This window comes from Paenibacillus massiliensis subsp. panacisoli DSM 21345 (assembly GCF_000426545.1).
Classification (GTDB): domain Bacteria; phylum Bacillota; class Bacilli; order Paenibacillales; family Paenibacillaceae; genus Paenibacillus; species Paenibacillus panacisoli.
In genome coordinates this window covers 93821-110171 of record NZ_AUFO01000016.1, presented here as the reverse complement: position 1 = coordinate 110171, position 16351 = coordinate 93821, and the positions used below count along the sequence as shown (strand labels likewise).

Genomic DNA, 16351 nt, shown 5'->3' with positions numbered 1-16351 from the left:
TCCTTCCGCATAAAATAAAATGTTAGCGCTCTAACCAAGTCAGGAGCTCTGGCAGATCATTGAATACATAGTCCGGCCTTACGGCTGCGACCTTCATATGTGCTTCCATATTGGTCCGTGTGGATACGCCTGTCAGAACCAGGGCTGTCTTGCATCCAGCTGCCGCTCCTGCAGCGATATCCGTACGTATGTTATCCCCAACGACTAGCGTATCGGCAGCCTTCGCTCCAAGAAGCTCCAATGCATAATTCATCAGAATGCCGGACGGCTTGCCGATTACTAATGGCTTCACCTGAGTCGCTGCTTCGATGGCTGCTCCCAAGGTGCCTGCACCAGGTGTAAGTCCACCAGATGCTGGGAGCTGCAAATCCGGGTTCGTCATGACGAACTTTGCCCCATCCATAATCCAGCGCATCGCAGCAGCCAGCTTATCATATGTAAAATGCCGATCAATCCCTTGCACGACAACATCAGGACTCTCTTCCACAAGCTGTAGACCAGCGTCCACAATGGCCCGCTGTAATCCTTCCTCTCCTATGCAGTATACCCTTGCTCCTGGATGTTCTTCCGCAATATATCTGCCGGCAGCCATCGCTGAGGTACATACGTCCTGTGAATCGGCGGGAATTCCCATTCCTGACAAGTGTAACGCGACCTGCTCAGGTGTCCTTGATGAGTTGTTCGTTACAAATAAATAAGGGAATTCTTTCTTTCTCAGGCTTAATATGAAACGATCTGCCTCTGGAATCATATGACTACCGTGATATAATGTTCCGTCCAAATCAATAAGTAAAGGCTTCATAGCTGTACCTCCAAGCGGTTCCCCACCGTAGTAGCAATCTTTGGGCAATATAGAAATGCTGAATAAAACTGTTCATTCCCCGCTGATTGTAAACCATGTGTCGCAATACGTCAAAATCAATAGCAGGAATACATGACACCAAAGAAATCCTGGTCGAATGGGAGCAATTTATGTATCAAATATTAAGAGTTTCGTCAAGAACAAATGTCGTATCCTGCGCTTGCCCGGAAAATAATCACCGGAAATATCCCGTAGAACACCGACCTTTTGCCTCTACATGAACAAAAATAAGTGCCGGAGTCAGCCTCCGGCACCTGCAAAATGAGCCTGAAATGAGCGTCTGGATCGTTATTCTCCGGCTCCTGTTATAGGTAATATAATATGCTCCTCAGCCAGCAGCGTATTAGGAAATACCGACTTGGCCTCAGTCAGCAATTCCTCCAGCTCCTCCATGTCTTTGTATCTTGAGCTGAAATGTGTTAGTACAAGCTGGGCCACCCCTGCTTGCTGTGCCGCTTCAGCTGCCTGACGAGCAGTACTATGATAGTACTCATGTGCTGTATCAGCCAAACCATGGGCAAATGTAGCTTCATGCACGACCAGGTCCGCTTCGGCTGAGAGCTTAACGACACCCTCACAGGGACGAGTGTCCCCTAAGATCGTAACAATTTTGCCTTTCTTCGGAGCACCAAGTACATCCTCAGGGCGCACCACACGTCCATCCTCCAGATGAATAGGCTTACCGTTTTTTAATTGACCATACAATGGACCGGGCTTGATTCCATATTGCTGTAGCAGTGCTGGCTCCAGCCTGCCTGGTTTATCCTTCTCGATGATGCGATAGCCATAGCTGTCTATTCTGTGCTCCAGGAGAGCGGCCTCTACCCGAAACTGCGCATCCTCGAAGATGACGCCTCCCTGATGCTCTATAATCTCCAGCGGGTAGTTAATCCGCGACTGGCTTAGCTCAAGCGAGGTATCAATATATTTCTTGATCCCTGGTGGGCCATATATGGTTAATGCATTCACACCACCCTGATACGCCCGACTGGAGATTAGCCCCGGCAAGCCGAAAATATGGTCACCATGCATGTGCGTGATGAACAGCTTTTCCAGCTTGCTTAGCTTTAACGGGGATTTCAGAATCTGCTGCTGTGTACCTTCACCACAATCGAATAGCCACATGCTTCGACGCTCCTCCAGGAGGCGCAATCCTATGGAAGTCACATTCCTTTGTAATGTCGGTACACCCGCATTTGTCCCCAAAAAGTATAGTTCCATACTCTCTACCTTCTTCCTCTGATCACACAAAATCCCCAGGCCTGACATCCACCCAAACATTCTGCAATAAGAGTTATACCTTTTCTACGTTAAAATATTGTGCCTGCGGATGACTGAACACCATCGCAGATACGGAAGCCTCTGGCTCCATCATGAACCCTTCCGTCAGCTCAACACCAATATCCTCTGGCTTTAACAGATTGAATAGCGGCTCCTGGTCCTCAAGATCCGGGCAAGCTGGATAGCCAAATGATACCCGAATCCCCTGGTATCTGGCTCCGTGACGCTGCTTCATTGTCATGTCTGCAGGGTCCGGAAAGCCCCAGATATCGCGCATCATGTGATGTACTCGCTCTGCAAGCCCCTCAGCTACCTCTAAAGCCACAGCTTGCAGGGCATGGGATCTCAAATAATCCCCTTGGTCCTTCCAGGCTGTCGAGAGCTGCTGTATTCCTTGACCCGCTGTGACGACCATGAAGCCAACATAATCCATAATGCCAGAGCTAACCGGCTTCAGGAAATCAGCCAGACATAAGTATGGCTCCACTTGCTGCCGAGGGAAGGTGAACTTGTGCAGCACCTTCGATGTGTCAGCCGGATCATACACCAGGATGTCGTTACCTTCAGACTGTGCCGGGAAGAAACGATACATGCCATGCGCCTGAATAATTGAGTTCTGTACCGCTTCCTGAAGAATTCCATCCACCGTTTCCTTTAAACTGATCGCTTTGGGGTCGCTCGCGGCGAGCAACTGCTCTACATTGCCCTTCAGCCCAAGATGATGCCCCAGCAGCATCTGCATATTTACATAAGGAATAATATGGCCGATCGGATAGTTACGCAGAACATGACGCTCCAGATCCGGGGCTGTATAGACTGGTACGTCTGTCGAGATATTGGAACGCACAGCCCGGCTAAGCGCTGGCATTGTCTTAGGAACTGTCGCGGTCGCTGCCTCAGCTGCCTGCTCATTTTTCATTTCTTGGAGCATGACCTCGCGCGTCTGCGGATTCATCAGCTTATTGGCGATATCCAGACCATCCATAGCATCCTTTGCGTATACTACCATTCCATCGTACTCAGGGCGAATCCTTGTTTTTGTAAATTTACGTGTCAGAGCAGCACCACCTACGAGAATGGGCACATCAATGCCGGCTGTCTTCAAATCTTGCGCTGTAACGATCATTTGCTGTGCTGATTTGACCAGCAGACCTGACAATCCAATCGCATCGGCCTTTTCCTCACGATAAGCTTCAATAATCCGCTCAGGTGGTACTTTAATACCCAGATTAATGATTCGGTAACCATTGTTGGAGAGGATGATCTCTACCAGATTTTTACCGATGTCGTGTACATCCCCTTTAACGGTTGCCAGTATAATTTTCCCCTTCACCGAGGATTCATTCTTTTCCATGAAGGACTCCAGAAAAGCTACAGAAGCCTTCATGACCTCGGCACTTTGGAGTACCTCAGCTACAATAAGCTCATTGTTATTGAAAAGTCGTCCGACCTCTTCCATACCCGCCATCAGTGGACCGTTAATGATCGCGAGTGGTGCATATTTCTTGAGTGCTTCCTCCAGGTCAGGAATAAGCCCTTCTTTACTTCCCTCGACTACATATGACGCCAATCTCTCTTCCAGCGTCAGATTGGAGACCTTCTCCTTCTTCTCTACCTTCTTATTACGGAAAGCAGCAACAAAGGATGCCAATGTCTCATCATTTGTGTTATATATCAGCTCTTCAGCCAGCTTCCGCTCGAACTCGGGAATGGACGCATAGCGCTCCAGCTTCTCTGTATTTACAATCGCATAATCCAGACCTGCCTTGGTGCACTCATATAAGAAGACCGAGTTCAGCACCTCACGGCCAGCTTCTGGCAGGCCGAACGATACGTTACTGATTCCCAGAATGGTATGCACCCCTGGCAGTGCCTCTTTAATGATCCGGATAGCTTCAATCGTCTCCCCCGCCGACCCGATATACTGCTCATCTCCGGTTCCTACGGGAAATACAAGTGTATCAAAGATGATATCTTCCGACTTGAGACCATGATGGTTCACCAGCAAATCATGTGAGCGCTTGGCAACCTCCAGCTTATCCTCACGGGTGATCGCCTGACCACGCTCATCAATCGTACCTACTACAACGGCTGCACCATACTTATGAATCAGTGGTACAACGGCATCGAACTTCTCCTCGCCATCCTCAAGGTTAATGGAGTTAATGATCGCTTTTCCCTGTGAATACTGCAGTGCCTGATCAATAACTTTGACATCTGTAGTATCAATCATCAAGGGAACCTTAACCTTATTAACTACCAGCTTCAAGAAGGCTTCCATGTCTGTAGCTTCATCCCGATCCGGGTCCTGCACACAAATATCAACGACATGTGCTCCGCTCTTGACCTGCGCACGAGCGATTTCCGAAGCTTCCTCATATTTCCCTTCTACAATTAGGCGCTTGAACTTCCTTGATCCAAGCACGTTGGTGCGCTCACCAACCATATACGGACGATTATCCTGTTCAATATATACAGGCTCAATGCCCGATAAAGCAGGAGAATGCTCTCCTACAAGTGGTCTTGGTTCATATTGAGACATGGCTTCAGCCATAGCCCGGATATGCTCTGGAGTCGTTCCACAGCAGCCTCCAGCAATATTAATCCAGCCCTTCTCAGCAAAAGCAGCCATCTTGCGGGCCAGCGAATCCGGTGACTCATGATACTGCCCGTTCTCATCAGGCAAGCCTGCATTAGGGTAACAGCTGATTGCTGCACTCGAGATAGATGACAGCGAACGAATATGATCCCTCATGAACTCTGGCCCTGTAGCACAGTTCAGTCCAATGGAGATCGGATTCAAGTGCTCTAGCGAGATGGAGAAAGCTTCAATATTTTGACCAGCAAGGGTCGTACCCATAGGTTCAATCGTTCCCGATATCATTAGCGGAAGCGTCACACCGCTCTTCTCAAATGCTTGCCGAATGCCAATACTCCCGGCCTTGACATTCAAAGTATCCTGCGAGGTCTCCAGTAGCAGTACGTCCACTCCGCCTTCGATTAACGCGAGCGCCTGCTCCTCATAGCTCTCAACCAGCTCAGCAAAGGTGACACCGCCAGTTACCGATAGTGTCTTGGTCGTTGGCCCCATCGCCCCTACTACATAGCGGGGATTGTCTGGTGTTGTATATTTATCCACAGCCGCACGTGCAAGCTTAGCCGCAGCCAGATTGATTTCACGTGACTTCTCAGGGATATCATAGTCCTCCAATACAACAGAGGTAGCTCCGAATGTATTCGTCTCAATCAGGTCAGCCCCTGCCTCCAGATACTGCTCATGAATACGCTGTATTACATCCGGTCGCGTAAGGACCAGCATCTCGTTACAGCCCTCCAGCTCTTCGCCGCCGAAGTCTTCGGGAGAGAGTGTTTCCTGTTGAATCATGGTACCCATGGCACCATCCAGAATAAGAATTCGTTTCAGAATAGATTCCTGAATGCTTGGTTTCATCGCGTGCATGTTCCCCCCCGTAAAACGTTAAATCTTAGTTTAGCAGAAAGACCGTCAATATGATACATTCAACTCGCATTTTCATACATAAACCTTACATAATCAAAATCATAAATTACAGCTAAGCATCGACAACAGATACGAATCCCCGTCATGGTAAATGCGCACCAGGAAATTCACTCTCTATAATTTCTCTCTAGCTATGGATAAGTTATGCATATCCTCTCATAATCTTCATCGACAAATGAACTAGCATTGGTTATAATATTATATTAATATTAATATAATTAATCCAAGTGGAAAAGAGGGAGAATGAAATGGCTGAAATCGTGATTCGCAACACTGGGGAGCGTATTACCGGAGATCAGGCTGTGAGAGCATTTTTGGAGAAGCAAGAGGTGCTGTATGAGCATTGGGATGTCAGCAAGCTTTCTTCCGAACTGAAGGAGAAATTTTTACTCACAGATGAACAGAAAAAACAAGTACTAGAGACATTCGATAGCGAAATTAGGGACTTGGCGGCACGTAGAGGCTATAAAATTTGGGATGTGATCACTCTCTCTGAAGCCACACCGAATCTGGAGGAGCTTCTTGCCAAATTCGAGGATATTCATACACATACCGAGGATGAGATTCGCGCGATTGTCGGCGGCAAAGGAATCTTTATCATTAAGGGCGGCGAAGAGCTTGGTTACTTCAACGTTGAGCTCTCTCCAGGCGATGTCATTTCCGTACCGGAGAACACCCCTCACTTCTTCACACTAATGGAAAATCAAAAAATCGTTGCTGTGCGACTGTTTATTGAGGAAAATGGCTGGATTGCTGAGCACTACGATGATCCTACCTTTATCAAGGCGTAATTTCGAATTGCAACAATTCAACTTAAGCTGAGGTGATGGGTCTCAGCTTAATCTCAATTCTTACCCAGTTCGTAGTCCCTCAGCGCTTCAGCATCTCGTACGATATTAACTATGAACAAGCTCCATGTTCTGAAAAGGACTATGGAGCTTGTTTTTTGCGCATGCAAAAAACGGCACTGACCCCACAAAAAATGAGGTCATGCCGTTTTCGCTGCATTGATACTGTCTTTTATCACCACTAAATTTTAATTCACTTTTCCATAAGCCAAGTCTAATTACGTGAACTTACCACAACGAAAGGGTTTCAAGGATCAGTTAAGATGCCTGATTAGATCGATTGAATGATATCGTGCAGCTCGGATAAATGCTTTATCTCGTAGTCTGGCTGAATCGATTCGGTATTTGTCTTGCCGTTCCGATTCACCCATACCGCACGAATATGGGCAGCTACCGCTCCCTTAATGTCCGTTGTCAGCTTGTCACCCACCATAATTGCTTCCTCACTAGTAACACCTAGTTGGGAAAGAGCATGCTCAAAGATAGTCGGGTCTGGTTTCCCTTTCCCGAAGCTTCCCGAGATGATAATGTGATCAAAGTAAGGCGCCAGCTCAGGAACACCATCCAGCTTCTCCTGCTGCAGGGACGGACAGCCGTTCGTCAACAAAAGCAGCTTGAATTGGCGATCCTTCAGCTCTTTCAGAACTGCGAAGGTCTCCTCATATACGTACGGACGTGACCTCCGCTCAGACATGAATTGATCTGCGAGCCTAGCCGCCAGCTCCGCATCCTGTACACCTAATCGCTCAAGACCTTTACGCCAGGATTCTGTACGGTAAACGGGCGCAAGCTGCTCCAGATTTCGGAACTCCGTCTGCTCTCCTCCATTGAAATGAGCCCATAAGCCTTCAAAAGGATTAATGCCTATCAATTTCGTGAATGGAAAGGTCTCATAGGACTCATAAAGAGCACGCGCCTCCGCACGTACTGCTTCTTTTAATTTCGCCGGATCGATCCCCTTCTCAGAAGCAGCCTGCTCACATACAGCATCGAAAGATTCCTCTACACTGCGTTCATCCCATAGCAAAGTATCGTCCAGATCAAACATAACCGCTTGGATTGTCATCTTAACCGCCCCACTCTTCTTTAGCTTTTTGGATGTTCTTCTGTAAATTTAATGTTGTGAAGTGCTGCAAATGCCTTCAGACGTTCGGTAATAGCGTCCGTGTCATATCTGGCGAGTGTCTTGGAAAACACCCAGTTGCCCCATCTGCCATTCTTCTCAACCGTTACATAGCCACGTTGCACCTGAATACTCTTGATATCCTTTACTGCCATGAACTTCTCACGACCGCTGCGGAAAGAGTATAGTGTGTCCTTGGTTATTCTCAAGTAAGGACGACGCAGGAAGAAGATAACTGCTAGTAAGATATACAATACAAAGACGACCCAGTCCATGGTGCCCATACCCCGATTGGTCAGAAAGAGCGTCATGGACAAATACAGAATAGCCAGGCCCGCCAGCATGACCGGTACACTCACATTGCGGCCATAGAACTTGTCGCCAGTCGAAGCGCTGCCTCCTTGTATAGTTTGTTGACCGTTTTTCTTACGGTTTTTATTGACCTGTTGCATATTTTTACGTACTTTTCGCTCAAATGATCGAGACATATTCACAGTTCCTTCCCATGGAATATCCGCTAGTGCATAGTTGAAGCGGTCTTACGATTTTTCGAAGCATTATTGCTTTTTGCTGTCTGATCCATCTTCTTTTGAACTCTCATCATCCACGAATTCAATGGATTCCAGCTGCTGCCGGAAATTTTTGCGGATGTTGCCGAGATATATTTCACGGAGCTCAGCTCGCTCCAGGGTCTCCTCTTCTGTAAGTCCCTCTTGTTTGGCTTTACGCGCGAGCACGTTAATGCGCTCAACTAATACCTCAATCTCCAATCTATTTCCCTCCATTATAAGCAAAGATATAATACACTTTGACATGTAGAAAAGAGCTTGTCAAGGCACGCCCCAACAAGCTACAAATGAAGTTCCAGACAAGACTAGGAACGGATATGTAATAGAAGATACAATATTACTGTACATAAACAATCGAGCTGGATTTTCCATAAGAATCATAGGATAGCTCATTCATATTAGCTGTATTCATAATCCTGCAAAATCGACAGTGCAATATCTGAGACCTTTATATATCAGATACTTAATTCTCATCTGAAATGCCGATTCATGGATCATTAATTTAATGAAGGATAGGAGATCGTGCAAAATTAATAACATAGGGACTCAACTTAAAAGCAGGGAGGATAGTCAAAGTATCTACTATCCAAAATTTAAAGCATGACATCCATCTTAGGGAAGGTACAGCACCTGTCCAGCTCTTACTCCTGACTCCTTCAACCCATTTACATGCTTGATCGCTTCAATATAGACTCTCGGGTCCATTCTCTCAGGCTTATGGGACACCGCAATCCCCCACAACGTATCTCCAGGTTCTACAACAACCTTTTCGGCCAATGGCTGGGTATTTCCCTCATCAGCAAGTACTGTAATAATTCCTGTTCCGCTCAACCACAACAAAAACATAATTGAAACAAGTCTGAACAAAACGGATTTTGTAAGTCGCACCAGTAAGCTTTGGGTATGTGAAATTGCTTCAGAACTTGTAGAAGCATAGATGCTATTGTAAGTTGTATATCTCATTTTCCGAGCCCTCCAAACATGTGTTCGTTAATATTGAAATCAATATAACACGAACACATGTTTTGTTCAATACATTATCCGAACAAAAGTTCTCCTTTTTTTTCGACTTTGTTCCGAAGCATCAACTTCTGCTTCTTTTCATTCACCCGTCTTGATCTCAAGCAATTGACGTCTTTGGTATGAGCAACAGCTCAATAGACCCAAAACCATATGTCAGATAACTATTCATGTACTACATTAATTGCATCCCATTTGTAGATCTATTGTAAACATTCACTTTATGCTGCAAAAAAGTACACTCTTTAGGCGATGGTTACATGCCGTACGACCTACGTTTCTCAATAGCCAGTACTCCAGTCAATGGCTACCTGGAAACGGATCTAACTTCATTTAATCACGCGCTATTTAGAACTTATGTTTGTGCGAACGGAAGTTCTATGTTATAATTTTCCCAAACGTTACTATATTGGGGTTGATACGGTATGTCCAAGATTTCCAGCAGACAACAGGCAATACTTGAATTCATACGTAATGAAGTACGCTTGAAGGGATATCCTCCTTCAGTCCGAGAGATTGGCGAAGCAGTAGGCTTGGCGTCCAGCTCGACAGTTCATGGTCATCTGGATCGTCTTGAGAAGAAGGGCTTGATTCGTCGTGACCCTACAAAACCACGCGCCATTGAGCTTCTGGGTCAGGAAGAATCCGATAATGCCCATATGTTCAACTATACGGTGTCTCGTGTCCCTGTCGTCGGCAAAGTTACAGCTGGTGTACCTATTACAGCTACTGAGAACATTGAGGACTACTTTCCTCTTCCTCAGCAGTTCGTTGGCGAGGACAAGATGTTTATGCTATCTGTTGTAGGGGATAGTATGATCGAGGCAGGCATTTCCAACGGGGATTACGTGATCGTTCGTCAACAACAGACTGCGAATAACGGAGAGATCGTCGTTGCCATGACTGAAGAGGACGAAGCAACTGTGAAGACCTTCTACAAGGAAAAGGATCACATCCGACTGCAGCCAGAGAACCCTGCTTTTGAACCGTTGCGTTTAACCCATGTTACAATTTTGGGCAAGGTTGTAGGACTCTTCAGAGATTTCCACTAGACTTCTTTCAGTATGTAAGATATAAGCCAATACACCCTCATTTACTATGATTGGACAAGCGCGCTTGCTTCTTCTAAGTATTATGAGGGTGTATTCTTGCGTAATAATTAGGGTACCTCTAAGTGTCATACTTTCGTAAAGCATAACGTGCGATTCTAGTCTATGTTTCCGGCATATTTTTCTGGCATTATACTTCTAATACTGCTTCAATTCAGGCCATAGGATCATTTAGTGAGTATCCGAGTACACGGATACGTGCGCAACTGGCAATACATTCATTCAGGAATTATTAGGTGTTTGATTAGTGGCACTTTCGATCCTCTTTAAGCGCTCGTCTAGCTCTTTTACATTTCCCCCGACTTCCCCAATCAAAGTCAAGAAATTTCGCCGCAAGCGATTAATCACAATCGCTGCTTCCTCCCTGGTCATTGGTGCTCCTGGTCGACTGCCGTCAAAATAACCGTTAGCTTCGGCTTCCTTCCAATCCTTCTCGGCCCATGGGCTGACGACATGAACATCTCTTTCCTGTGTCACTGGGTTCTCCTTCCCCGGCTCTGTTGCCCTATAATAATTTATCAAGTATTGAGTAGGCTCTACAACTCCAGCTTCTGTGGGTGTGTAGCCATATGAGGGTGATGATGTCCTACGAATTTCGTAATGTAAATGTGGTCCTGTTGAACTCCCCGTACTCCCCTGCCGACCAATGACCTGGCCTCGCTGAACTTGCTGCCCCTCCCTTACTCCCGCACTAGAAAGATGCGCATATACATGTAGATATCCATGCACATCACGTATAGCAACCACTATACCCATATTACCGAATCCAGAGCCGGTAACTCCTAGCTTGGCATGAAGGACCAACCCTGAAGTAAATGCTTTTATTTCGCCATCAGGCGGGGTAATGACCAGGTCCACTCCGCGATGAAATCTTCTGACCTGGTCCACAGGACTATTCCGATATCCGAATGGGCTGGTAAGTCGGTAACCATCGAATGGATTTGTCATCATGCTTGCCCCTCTCCTTTTCATGAATACGGACGTGTCATCTAGAATAGCTAGTAATCTCCCTCACTACTCTCTTTACTAATTACTCTCTTCCTTTATTCTATGATCACAGCTGGATATAGCAACGGCACCTCGTCGCCTGCTCAAAAGCTTCAGCATTTATAGATTCGGGCTCACCATACTCAATTTGAATTAGAATCAAATTACCATACCAAATTTTTAACAAGTGTGAGGGGGAAGTATTTCTTAGAAATAGATATCTTAGCAGTAGTAATTCTATGTATTTGATCTACTTCGACAGTAGGGGTATTTCGCCCCTTCAACAAAGCAAAAAAACCTTGGAGCCTTATGGCCCCAAGGGTTATCATCTTAATACAAGGACAGATATTGATCGCGTTCCCATTGGTGAACTTGAGTACGATACATGTCCCATTCAATTTCCTTAAGCTCATAGAAGTATGCGAGCGCATGATCTCCCAGCGCACTTGCAATTACTTCACTGCGCAGTAGCTCGCCGAGCGCTTCCTTCAGATCTGCAGGCAGGCTTGCAATGCCTTCCTCCACCAGCTCTTCCTCTGTCATGACGTAAATGTTACGGTCAATCGGAGCTGGCAATGTCAATTGACGCTTAATGCCATCCAGACCTGCTCTCAGCATTACAGCCAGTGCCAGATAAGGGTTAGCAGCCGGATCTGGGTTACGAACCTCGATCCGAGTACTCAAACCGCGAGATGCCGGAATTCGAATCATCGGGCTACGGTTGCTAGCAGACCATGCCACATAGGAAGGAGCCTCATAACCTGGTACAAGACGCTTGTACGAGTTCACCGTAGGGTTCGTAATTGCCGCCATCGCACGAGCGTGCTTCAGCACTCCTGCCATATAATAGCGTGCTGTCTGGCTCAAGCCAAGCGTGTCGCTTTCATCATAGAATACATTAGTGTCGCCTTGGAACAAGGATTGGTGACAGTGCATTCCCGAGCCGTTCATGCCAAACAATGGCTTAGGCATAAATGTAGCGTGCAGGCCATGCTGTCTCGCGATAGTCTTCACGACCAGCTTGAACGTCTGGATCTGATCCGCAGCCTTGATAGCGTCTGCATATTTAAAATCGATTTCATGCTGTCCTGGTGCTACTTCGTGGTGGGAAGCTTCAATCTCGAAGCCCATCTCTTCCAGTGTCAGAACGATCTCGCGACGGCAATTCTCGCCCAGATCCGTTGGAGCCAGATCGAAGTATCCACCCTGGTCATTCAATTCTTCTGTCGGATTGCCCTTCTCATCTGTCTTGAACAGGAAGAACTCAGGCTCAGGTCCAACATTCATGGAAGAGTAGCCCATTTCTTCGGCTTCCTTCAACACTTTCTTCAAGATCCCACGTGGATCTCCAGCGAACGGCTCGCCATTTGGCATATAAATATCACAGATTAGGCGCGCCACGCGGTTTTGCGTAACCCAAGGGAAAATCACCCATGTATCTAGATCTGGATACAGATACATATCAGATTCCTCGATACGGACATAGCCTTCAATCGAAGAACCATCAAACATCATTTTGTTATCAAGTGCCTTCTCAAGCTGACTCAGAGGAATCTCTACATTCTTAATGGTACCAAGCAAATCTGTGAACTGCAGACGAATAAAGCGAACGTTTTCTTCCTTGGCAATACGGAGAATGTCTTCTTTGCTGTAACTCAATGTAACCTCTCCTTTTCTCTCTTATCATGTAATGGAGTATAATAGCTAATTATTTATTAAAAAACCTGGACAGCTCACCCTGAATCATGGAGACCTGACCTGGTCTCTTCCCTGCAACGAGCTGCTGCTTCAGCAAGCGGTGCAGCTGCGTGTCCGACAGCTCCCGACGCTTGACCTCAGTATCAGCCGTAATTACCGTTGCTTCCTCAGATTCTTTGGAGACAGGGTTCATTACCTGCTTAATGCCTGCGATATTAACCCCTTTCTCAATCAGTGCTTTGATTTCAAGCAAACGCTCTACATCATTGAATGAGAAAAGGCGCTGATTACCGGACGTACGTGCCGGAACAATCAGACTGTGCTGTTCATAATAACGAATCTGCCTTGCTGACAGATCTGTCAGCTTCATAACGATTCCGATTGGAAATAAGGCCATATTTCTGCGAATTTCGTCACCCATCGTTCATCAACCTTCCAGTGATCTTTTCTTCACCTCATTGTACATTTATCTGATGCAAAATGTCAATGATATGTTAGGTAAACTCACAGTAAATTACGATCCTTCATCGTTTGCAGTGCCATTAGAACACCAAATTTGACGTGGGAATAGGTAAGTCCTCCTTGCATATAACCGATATAAGGCGCTCTAATCGGCGCATCAGCGGATAATTCCAGGCTACCTCCTTGAATAAAGGTCCCTGCCGCCATAATGACAGGATGCTCATAGCCAGGCATGTCCCAAGGCTCCGGCACCACATGACTATCCACAGCTGCAGCACGTTGTATTCCCTGTACGAATGCAATGAGATGCTCAGCACCAGTGAAAGAAACAGCTTGGATGAGATCAGTCCTTTGCTCCTGCCAGCCTGGTTTGGATTCGAAGCCCACTTCCTCAAACACAGCTGCTGCGAAAATACTTCCCTTTACAGCTTGCCCGACTAAGGTAGGCGCCAAGAACAAACCCTGATAAATATGTCTCGTGGTCCCCAGCATAGCCCCAACCTCTGAGCCAATCCCTGGTGCAGTCAAGCGATAAGCCGCCAGCTCCACGTATTCCTTTTTACCACATATGTAGCCTCCGGTCTCCGCTATTCCGCCCCCCGGATTTTTGATCAACGAGCCCGCCATCAGATCGGCACCAACATCCGTAGGCTCTTGCTTCTCCGTAAATTCCCCGTAGCAGTTATCTACGAAGACTACTACGTCCGGTTTCATTTCCTTCACCTGCTGAATCATCTCAGCAATCTGAGCAACTGTGAAGGACGCTCGCCAGTCATAGCCCCGTGAACGTTGAATACCGATGACCTTTGTTGCTGGGCTGATCGCCTGCTGTACGGCTGACCAGTCTATCTCTCCACCTGCCTGAAGAGCCACTTCACGATAACGAATTCCGAAGTCTGCTAGTGAGCCCGTCCCATCATTCTCGTGACCAATAACCTTGTGTAAAGTGTCATATGGACGCCCAGTGATGTACAGCAGCTCATCGCCAGGACGTAGCACACCGAACAACGCTGTTGCGATCGTATGCGTGCCAGATGCAAAATGCGGTCTAACCAGGGCAGCTTCTGCCCCGAATACATCCGCATACACAAGGTCGAGCACCTCTCGCCCACGATCGTTATACGCATATCCCGTCGAATTGGCAAAATGAAAATCACTCACCTGATGCCGTTGGAACGCCTCGATGACCTTCCACTGATTCAGGTCCACAATGCTGTCAATCTCCCGTAATCTCCCCTGAATCTTCTCCTCTACCCGTTTCTTGACCTGTTCAATCTCTGGTGAAAAAAGAACCATCCTTAACCTCAATCCCCTTTTTGCCCCTCAAGCTGACGAAGAGTATACCTCGTCATGTCATTTTCTTGACAGCCTATAATGTAAATAACTTTCATTTCATGTTATGCCATTGTAAATTCTCGCAAAGCATAGCCGTATTTTTCATACTCGCTTTTCTGCAATCGAACCTCATATATCACATCATTCTCTTCATATTCCGTCCGAATGACATCCCCGACGCGATAGATGACCGACGTCAGATCTCCTCGCTCCGCTGGAATTTTGTACACTACGGTATCCCCAGTAAGATGCTCCTGAATCATCTCCCGAACCTTCAACAAATCCGCTTCATCAAAAGCACTGAGCTTCACATATTCAGGACCTGCCGGAAGCATTTCCAGCTGCTCAGGTGAGCAGGCATCCTTCTTGTTGAACAACACCAGCTGCGGTTTGTCTGCTGCACCCAGATCCTGCAGGATGTTCTGTACCACCTTCATCTGATCATCTCTCATGTCAGACGAAGCATCCACCACATGGAGAATCAGGTTCGCCTCATTAACCTCTTCTAGTGTCGCACGAAATGCCGCCACTAGATCATGTGGAAGGTTCTGAATGAAGCCAACCGTGTCCGTCAGTACAATTTCCTTTCCACTTGGCAATTCCATATTCCGAGAGGTAGGATCAAGCGTAGCAAAAAGCTGATTCTCAATATACACATCCGCTGCAGTGAGCTGCTTGAGTAATGTTGATTTCCCCGCATTCGTGTACCCCACCAGTGCCACCTGAATGACTCCGCTTTTTTGCCTTCTCTCTCGATGCAGTCGCCGATGCCGTGTAACCTCTTCCAATTGACGCTTTAGCTCTCCGATCCGGTCACGAATATGACGTCGGTCTGTCTCCAGCTTGCTTTCACCAGGCCCCCGTGTTCCAATTCCCCCTCCAAGTCTGGAGAGGTTTTTACCTTGTCCCGACAAACGCGGTAGCAGGTAGGAGAGCTGGGCAAGCTCAACCTGTATGATCCCTTCACGCGTGTTGGCCCGCTGCGCGAATATATCCAAAATGAGCTGCGTACGATCAATGATCTTCAGGTCCAGACTTTCCTCCAGATTTCGCACCTGGGCACCGGACAGCTCCTGATCAAAGATGGCCGTAGTCGCACCAAGTGTATCCGCAATGGCCCGCAGCTCCTCCACTTTCCCTTTACCGATGAACCATTTTGTATCCCTTGTCTCCCGGTTTTGGCTCATTACACTTAATACTTCTACCCCCGCCGTCTCTGCCAGCTTCACCAGCTCATCCAGAGAATATTGGGGATCGACGCCGGTACGCTTCACTTCATCCGTGATCAGGCTGACCAGGACTGCACGATCCTTAATATCTGTTTGTGTATCAAAAGTTTGGTTACTCATCTATGCTTGTTCAGCTCCTCTTGCTGCAATGTTCGTTTCAATTTCAATATCCGAGCAGAAACCGACCTTATCCAGGTCGGCTCAGGCTTTAGAGATATGATTGTTATTTGGGCACGCTTGACCCATTTCTGACCCTCATACATCCTATTCATCGGTCATATTACTCTGTTTGATGATACTACACAGTT

Annotated in this window: 14 protein-coding genes; 2 read left to right on the top strand and 12 right to left on the bottom strand. The window is 46.9% G+C overall.

Features of this window, described 5'->3' with window-relative positions:
* Nucleotides 1-22: 22 nt before the first annotated feature.
* The 3 genes from K331_RS0113880 to metH all read right to left on the bottom strand — a co-directional run bounded on the left by K331_RS0113880 (nucleotide 23) and on the right by metH (nucleotide 5594).
* On the bottom strand, nucleotides 23-802 hold the full coding sequence (locus K331_RS0113880; RefSeq protein WP_028590777.1) for a TIGR01457 family HAD-type hydrolase: 780 nt from the start codon (nucleotides 800-802) through the stop codon (nucleotides 23-25).
* Between the two features lie 348 nt (nucleotides 803-1150).
* The gene (rnz, locus tag K331_RS0113875; RefSeq protein WP_028590776.1) at nucleotides 1151-2083 is read right to left on the bottom strand and encodes a ribonuclease Z; all 933 of its coding nucleotides are present in this window, start codon (nucleotides 2081-2083) and stop codon (nucleotides 1151-1153) included.
* A 73-nt stretch (nucleotides 2084-2156) separates the two neighbouring features.
* Nucleotides 2157-5594: a methionine synthase gene (gene metH / locus K331_RS0113870; RefSeq protein ID WP_028590775.1), complete on the bottom strand. Its 3438-nt coding sequence runs from the start codon at nucleotides 5592-5594 to the stop codon at nucleotides 2157-2159.
* A gap of 317 nt (nucleotides 5595-5911) precedes the next feature.
* Here metH and K331_RS0113865 point away from each other — a divergent pair, with 317 nt between their 5' ends.
* Nucleotides 5912-6454 carry a 1,2-dihydroxy-3-keto-5-methylthiopentene dioxygenase gene (locus K331_RS0113865; RefSeq protein ID WP_028590774.1) on the top strand — a complete coding sequence of 181 codons (543 nt, stop codon included), beginning with the start codon at nucleotides 5912-5914 and terminating at the stop codon, nucleotides 6452-6454.
* 328 nt (nucleotides 6455-6782) lie between these two features.
* On the opposite strand, the gene K331_RS0113860 is transcribed toward K331_RS0113865, so the two are convergent.
* From K331_RS0113860 to K331_RS0113845, 4 genes are all read right to left on the bottom strand, one after another.
* Nucleotides 6783-7577 (bottom strand): HAD family hydrolase, encoded by a 795-nt coding sequence (locus K331_RS0113860; RefSeq protein ID WP_028590773.1) that lies wholly within the window; start codon nucleotides 7575-7577, stop codon nucleotides 6783-6785.
* A gap of 20 nt (nucleotides 7578-7597) precedes the next feature.
* Complete coding sequence (locus K331_RS0113855) at nucleotides 7598-8122, bottom strand: hypothetical protein (protein WP_018884266.1); 525 nt, start codon at nucleotides 8120-8122, stop codon at nucleotides 7598-7600.
* Between the two features lie 69 nt (nucleotides 8123-8191).
* Nucleotides 8192-8404, bottom strand: a complete 213-nt coding sequence (locus K331_RS0113850) for a DUF896 domain-containing protein (RefSeq protein ID WP_025680105.1) — start codon at nucleotides 8402-8404, stop codon at nucleotides 8192-8194.
* Nucleotides 8405-8815: 411 nt separating this feature from the next.
* The gene (locus K331_RS0113845; RefSeq protein ID WP_028590772.1) at nucleotides 8816-9166 is read right to left on the bottom strand and encodes a LysM peptidoglycan-binding domain-containing protein; all 351 of its coding nucleotides are present in this window, start codon (nucleotides 9164-9166) and stop codon (nucleotides 8816-8818) included.
* A 482-nt stretch (nucleotides 9167-9648) separates the two neighbouring features.
* Here K331_RS0113845 and lexA point away from each other — a divergent pair, with 482 nt between their 5' ends.
* On the top strand, nucleotides 9649-10275 hold the full coding sequence (lexA, locus tag K331_RS0113840) for a transcriptional repressor LexA (RefSeq protein WP_028590771.1): 627 nt from the start codon (nucleotides 9649-9651) through the stop codon (nucleotides 10273-10275).
* Between the two features lie 279 nt (nucleotides 10276-10554).
* On the opposite strand, the gene K331_RS31005 is transcribed toward lexA, so the two are convergent.
* The 5 genes from K331_RS31005 to hflX all read right to left on the bottom strand — a co-directional run bounded on the left by K331_RS31005 (nucleotide 10555) and on the right by hflX (nucleotide 16163).
* A complete protein-coding gene (locus tag K331_RS31005) occupies nucleotides 10555-11283 on the bottom strand; it encodes a M23 family metallopeptidase (protein ID WP_051289831.1) in 729 nt (242 codons plus the stop codon).
* Nucleotides 11284-11649: 366 nt separating this feature from the next.
* The gene (gene glnA, locus K331_RS0113830; protein ID WP_018884261.1) at nucleotides 11650-12978 is read right to left on the bottom strand and encodes a type I glutamate--ammonia ligase; all 1329 of its coding nucleotides are present in this window, start codon (nucleotides 12976-12978) and stop codon (nucleotides 11650-11652) included.
* Between the two features lie 49 nt (nucleotides 12979-13027).
* On the bottom strand, nucleotides 13028-13438 hold the full coding sequence (locus K331_RS0113825; protein WP_018884260.1) for a MerR family transcriptional regulator: 411 nt from the start codon (nucleotides 13436-13438) through the stop codon (nucleotides 13028-13030).
* 83 nt (nucleotides 13439-13521) lie between these two features.
* Entirely contained in the window at nucleotides 13522-14775 is a 1254-nt protein-coding gene (locus tag K331_RS0113820; RefSeq protein WP_028590770.1) for a methionine gamma-lyase family protein, read from the bottom strand.
* Nucleotides 14776-14876: 101 nt separating this feature from the next.
* On the bottom strand, nucleotides 14877-16163 hold the full coding sequence (gene hflX / locus K331_RS0113815) for a GTPase HflX (RefSeq protein WP_028590769.1): 1287 nt from the start codon (nucleotides 16161-16163) through the stop codon (nucleotides 14877-14879).
* Nucleotides 16164-16351: the final 188 nt, after the last annotated feature.

Bases quoted from the DNA above. Each gene is read 5' to 3' on its own strand.
- K331_RS0113880 (WP_028590777.1), bottom strand. From the start codon at position 802: ATGAAGCCTTTACTTATTGATTTGGACGGAACATTATATCACGGTAGT.
- rnz (WP_028590776.1), bottom strand. From the start codon at position 2,083: ATGGAACTATACTTTTTGGGGACAAATGCGGGTGTACCGACATTACAA.
- metH (WP_028590775.1), bottom strand. From the start codon at position 5,594: ATGAAACCAAGCATTCAGGAATCTATTCTGAAACGAATTCTTATTCTG.
- K331_RS0113865 (WP_028590774.1), top strand. From the start codon at position 5,912: ATGGCTGAAATCGTGATTCGCAACACTGGGGAGCGTATTACCGGAGAT.
- K331_RS0113860 (WP_028590773.1), bottom strand. From the start codon at position 7,577: ATGACAATCCAAGCGGTTATGTTTGATCTGGACGATACTTTGCTATGG.
- K331_RS0113855 (WP_018884266.1), bottom strand. From the start codon at position 8,122: ATGTCTCGATCATTTGAGCGAAAAGTACGTAAAAATATGCAACAGGTC.
- K331_RS0113845 (WP_028590772.1), bottom strand. From the start codon at position 9,166: ATGAGATATACAACTTACAATAGCATCTATGCTTCTACAAGTTCTGAA.
- lexA (WP_028590771.1), top strand. From the start codon at position 9,649: ATGTCCAAGATTTCCAGCAGACAACAGGCAATACTTGAATTCATACGT.
- K331_RS31005 (WP_051289831.1), bottom strand. From the start codon at position 11,283: ATGATGACAAATCCATTCGATGGTTACCGACTTACCAGCCCATTCGGA.
- K331_RS0113825 (WP_018884260.1), bottom strand. From the start codon at position 13,438: ATGGGTGACGAAATTCGCAGAAATATGGCCTTATTTCCAATCGGAATC.
- K331_RS0113820 (WP_028590770.1), bottom strand. From the start codon at position 14,775: ATGGTTCTTTTTTCACCAGAGATTGAACAGGTCAAGAAACGGGTAGAG.
- hflX (WP_028590769.1), bottom strand. From the start codon at position 16,163: ATGAGTAACCAAACTTTTGATACACAAACAGATATTAAGGATCGTGCA.